The sequence below is a fragment of the Pseudokineococcus basanitobsidens genome (assembly GCF_037482545.1).
In the GTDB taxonomy this organism is placed as follows: Bacteria; Actinomycetota; Actinomycetes; order Actinomycetales; family Quadrisphaeraceae; genus Pseudokineococcus; species Pseudokineococcus basanitobsidens.
On sequence record NZ_JBBIAA010000052.1, the window covers coordinates 1 to 5,487 of the forward strand.

At 60.8% G+C, this 5,487-nt stretch carries 3 rRNA genes; all 3 read right to left on the reverse strand.

Going from position 1 to position 5,487, the window contains the following annotated elements:
• Positions 1 to 57 precede the first annotated feature (57 nt).
• Positions 58 to 174, reverse strand: a 5S ribosomal RNA gene (gene rrf, locus WDZ17_RS17105).
• Positions 175 to 288: 114 nt separating this feature from the next.
• A 23S ribosomal RNA gene (locus WDZ17_RS17110) occupies positions 289 to 3,413 on the reverse strand.
• 774 nt (positions 3,414 to 4,187) lie between these two features.
• Positions 4,188 to 5,487: ribosomal RNA gene (locus tag WDZ17_RS17115) — 16S ribosomal RNA — on the reverse strand; the annotation flags it as partial.

A 5,487-nucleotide genomic window follows, 5' to 3' on the forward strand; every position in this document is an offset into this window, starting at 1 on the left:
GAGAAGAAGACCAGCAGCACGAGGCCAGGAGACGAACGACCCCCACCCACAACAGATGTCCGGCGGCGACCTACTCTCCCACGCAGTCCCCCACGCAGTACCATCGGCGCGAACAGGCTTAGCTTCCGGGTTCGGAATGGGACCGGGCGTTTCCCCGACGCTATGACCGCCGAAACACTTCGGAACGAACAGGCCCACCCCCCACACACCCCCCACCACACGCACGGGGGACGAAGAAGGCAGGGGCCCGCAGCCCCAGAACCGCACAGTGGACGCACACATCATGTTGTAGTCAAGCCATCGGCCTATTAGTACCGGTCAGCTCCACGAGTTACCCCGCTTCCACACCCGGCCTATCAACCCGGTCGTCTACCGGGAGCCTCACACCACCCGAAGTGGCAAGGAGACCTCATCTCGAAGCAGGCTTCCCGCTTAGATGCCTTCAGCGGTTATCCCTCCCGAACGTAGCCAACCAGCCATGCCCTTGGCAGGACAACTGGCACACCAGAGGTTCGTCCGTCCCGGTCCTCTCGTACTAGGGACAGCCCTTCTCAAGTCTCCGACGCGCGCAGCGGATAGGGACCGAACTGTCTCACGACGTTCTAAACCCAGCTCGCGTACCGCTTTAATGGGCGAACAGCCCAACCCTTGGGACCTACTCCAGCCCCAGGATGCGACGAGCCGACATCGAGGTGCCAAACCATGCCGTCGATATGGACTCTTGGGCAAGATCAGCCTGTTATCCCCGGGGTACCTTTTATCCGTTGAGCGACCGCGTTTCCACACACCACGGCCGGGTCACTAGTTCCGACTTTCGTCCCTGCTCGACCCGTCAGTCTCACAGTCAAGCTCCCTTGTGCACTTGCACTCGCCACCTGATGACCGACCAGGCTGAGGGAACCTTTGAGCGCCTCCGTTACACTTTAGGAGGCAACCGCCCCAGTTAAACTACCCATCAGGCACTGTCCCTGATCCGGATCACGGACCGAAGTTAGACGACCAGTATGACCAGAGTGGTATTTCAACGTCGACTCCACCAGCACTGGCGTGCCGGCTTCACAGTCTCCCACCTATCCTACACAAGCCACACCAGGCACCAATACCAAACTATAGTGAAGGTCCCGGGGTCTTTCCGTCCTGCTGCGCGTAACGAGCATCTTTACTCGTAGTGCAATTTCGCCGAGTTCGCGGTTGAGACAGCGGAGAAGTCGTTACGCCATTCGTGCAGGTCGGAACTTACCCGACAAGGAATTTCGCTACCTTAGGATGGTTATAGTTACCACCGCCGTTTACTGGCGCTTAAGTTCTGAGCTTCGCCGTGAGGCTGACCCGTCCCCTTAACGTTCCAGCACCGGGCAGGCGTCAGTCCGTATACATCGTCTTACGACTTCGCACGGACCTGTGTTTTTAGTAAACAGTCGCTTCTCCCTGGTCTCTGCGGCCTCACACGCTTCCACCCGCAAGGGGCATCACGCGATCGGCCCCCCTTCTCCCGAAGTTACAGGGGCATTTTGCCGAGTTCCTTAACCACGATTCACTCGATCGCCTTGGTATTCTCTACCTGATCACCTGAGTCGGTTTGGGGTACGGGCGGCTAGGACCTCGCGCCGAGGCTTTTCTAGGCAGCATGGGATCACCCGCTTCGCACATACGTGCTCACCATCAGGTCTCAGGCACATGGGTCGCGGATTTGCCGACGACCCGCCCTACACCCTTGGACGTGGACAACCATCGCCACGCGGTAGCTACCCTCCTGCGTCACCCCTGTTACTGCGCTTGCCTACTACCGGTCTGGGTCGCGCGTTCCACCCACACCACCCCCGAAAGGACGGTGAGGCTTCAGGCGCTCAGCATCGCCGGCCCCAGCATGGGCGGTCCTTCGCCGGTACGGGAATATCAACCCGTTGTCCATCGACTACGCCTGTCGGCCTCGCCTTAGGTCCCGACTTACCCAGGGCGGATTAGCCTGGCCCTGGAACCCTTGATCATTCGGCGGACGGGTTTCTCACCCGTCATTCGCTACTCATGCCTGCATTCTCACTCGTGTGGCGTCCACGACTCGGTCACCCGGCCGCTTCACCCGCCACACGACGCTCCCCTACCCATCCACACACCTGGACCACCACCACGAGGGCGACAGCCTGGTACACGCGTAGATGCCACGGCTTCGGCGGTGTGCTTGAGCCCCGCTACATTGTCGGCGCGGAATCACTTGACCAGTGAGCTATTACGCACTCTTTCAAGGGTGGCTGCTTCTAAGCCAACCTCCTGGTTGTCTGCGCAACTCCACATCCTTTCCCACTTAGCACACGCTTAGGGGCCTTAGCCGGTGATCTGGGCTGTTTCCCTCTCGACGACGAAGCTTATCCCCCGCAGTCTCACTGCCTCGCTGACCTTACCGGCATTCGGAGTTTGGCTGACGTCAGTAACCTTGTCGGGCCCATCGGCCATCCAGTAGCTCTACCTCCGGCAAGAAACACGAGACGCTGCACCTAAATGCATTTCGGGGAGAACCAGCTATCACGGAGTTTGATTGGCCTTTCACCCCTACCCACAGGTCATCCCCCAGGTTTTCAACCCTGGTGGGTTCGGGCCTCCACGCGGTCTTACCCGCGCTTCACCCTGCCCATGGGTAGATCACTCCGCTTCGGGTCTAGGACACGCGACTCAAACGCCCTGTTCGGACTCGCTCTCGCTACGGCTTCCCCACACGGGTTAACCTCGCCACATGCCACTAACTCGCAGGCTCATTCTTCAAAAGGCACGCCGTCACACCACCAAGGGTGCTCCGACGGCTTGTAGGCGCACGGTTTCAGGTACTATTTCACTCCCCTCCCGGGGTACTTTTCACCTTTCCCTCACGGTACTCGTCCGCTATCGGTCACCAGGGAGTATTCAGGCTTAGGGGGTGGTCCCCCCAGATTCACACGGGATTTCTCGGGCCCCGTGCTACTCGGGAACACCGTTCGAGGAGGCCACGCCATTTCGTCTACGGGGGTCGCACCCTCTACGCCGGACCATCCAAGGCCCTTCGACTATGACAGCGGCTTTATCACTCCCCGCCCCGGCGGCAGCCGGAGGCCAACGGGTCCCACAACCCCACGAACGCAACCCCTGCCGGGTATCACACGCCCATGGTTTAGCCTCGTCCGCTTTCGCTCGCCACTACTCACGGAATCGCTTTTGCTTTCTCTTCCTGTGGGTACTGAGATGTTTCACTTCCCCACGTGCCCTCTCCACACCCTATATATTCAGGTGTGAGTGACTGGAGATGAATCCAGCCGGGTTCCCCCATTCGGACATCCTCGGATCACAGCTCGGTTGCCAGCTCCCCGAGGCTTATCGCAGGCTCCTACGTCCTTCATCGGCTCCTGGTGCCTAGGCATCCACCGTACGCCCTTAAAAACTTGGCCACAAAGATAAAGATGCTCGCGTCCACTGTGCAGTTCTCAAGCTACGAGCACGCCACCCCCCACCCGGCCACCAACCCCCACCACTCGGCGCACCACCCGAAGGCAGCACACCAGCACCAGGAACGGTATGACCGCAGGGACGACCCGCCACGAGCGAAACAGACCAACCGGCCTGCTCCCTCAGGACCCAACAGCGCACCAGGCCGGACACCGGACACCACACCCACGCTTCCCCGCCCCACGAGCACACCACCACAACCAAGCAGCAGCACACCCCAGCGGTACTCACACGAGCACGACACCAGCACCGACCAGCCGAACGTTCCACCCAGATGAGCACCACCCCGGACGCACTCGGCCCGGGCCTGGCCACCGGACACCCACCCNCACACCCACGCTTCCCCGCCCCACGAGCACACCACCACAACCAAGCAGCAGCACACCCCAGCGGTACTCACACGAGCACGACACCAGCACCGACCAGCCGAACGTTCCACCCAGATGAGCACCACCCCGGACGCACTCGGCCCGGGCCTGGCCACCGGACACCCACCCCCGAGAGGACAGGCGCCGACATGCTCCTTAGAAAGGAGGTGATCCAGCCGCACCTTCCGGTACGGCTACCTTGTTACGACTTCGTCCCAATCGCCGGTCCCACCTTCGACAGCTCCCTCCCACAAGGGGTTGGGCCACCGGCTTCGGGTGTTACCGACTTTCGTGACGTGACGGGCGGTGTGTACAAGCCCCGGGAACGTATTCACCGCAGCGTTGCTGATCTGCGATTACTAGCGACNGGTACGGCTACCTTGTTACGACTTCGTCCCAATCGCCGGTCCCACCTTCGACAGCTCCCTCCCACAAGGGGTTGGGCCACCGGCTTCGGGTGTTACCGACTTTCGTGACGTGACGGGCGGTGTGTACAAGCCCCGGGAACGTATTCACCGCAGCGTTGCTGATCTGCGATTACTAGCGACTCCGACTTCACGGGGTCGAGTTGCAGACCCCGATCCGAACTGAGACCAGCTTTTTGGGATTCGCTCCACCTCACGGTCTCGCAGCCCATTGTACTGGCCATTGTAGCATGCGTGAAGCCCAAGACATAAGGGGCATGATGATTTGACGTCATCCCCACCTTCCTCCGAGTTGACCCCGGCAGTCTCCGATGAGTCCCCGGCATGACCCGCTGGCAACATCGGACGAGGGTTGCGCTCGTTGCGGGACTTAACCCAACATCTCACGACACGAGCTGACGACAACCATGCACCACCTGCGCAGGACCCTTGCGGACCCCCCATCTCTGGAGGATTTCCCTGCATGTCAAGCCTTGGTAAGGTTCTTCGCGTTGCATCGAATTAATCCGCATGCTCCGCCGCTTGTGCGGGGCCCCGTCAATTCCTTTGAGTTTTAGCCTTGCGGCCGTACTCCCCAGGCGGGGCGCTTAATGCGTTAGCTGCGGCACGGACCACGTGGAATGCGGCCCACACCTAGCGCCCAACGTTTACGGCATGGACTACCAGGGTATCTAATCCTGTTCGCTACCCATGCTTTCGCTCCTCAGCGTCAGTTACGGCCCAGAGACCCGCCTTCGCCACCGGTGTTCCTCCTGATATCTGCGCATTTCACCGCTACACCAGGAATTCCAGTCTCCCCTACCGCACTCTAGCTCGCCCGTACCCACTGCAGACCCGGGGTTGAGCCCCGGGCTTTCACAGCAGACGCGACGAGCCGCCTACGAGCTCTTTACGCCCAATAATTCCGGACAACGCTTGCACCCTACGTATTACCGCGGCTGCTGGCACGTAGTTAGCCGGTGCTTCTTCTGCTCCTACCGTCACTCTCGCTTCTTCGGAGCTGAAAGGGGTTTCCAACCCGAAGGCCTTCAGCCCTCACGCGGCGTCGCTGCGTCAGGCTTCCGCCCATTGCGCAATATTCCCCACTGCTGCCTCCCGTAGGAGTCTGGGCCGTGTCTCAGTCCCAGTGTGGCCGGTCGCCCTCTCAGGCCGGCTACCCGTCGTCGCCTTGGTAGGCCATCACCCCACCAACAAGCTGATAGGCCGCGAGCCCATCCCCGACC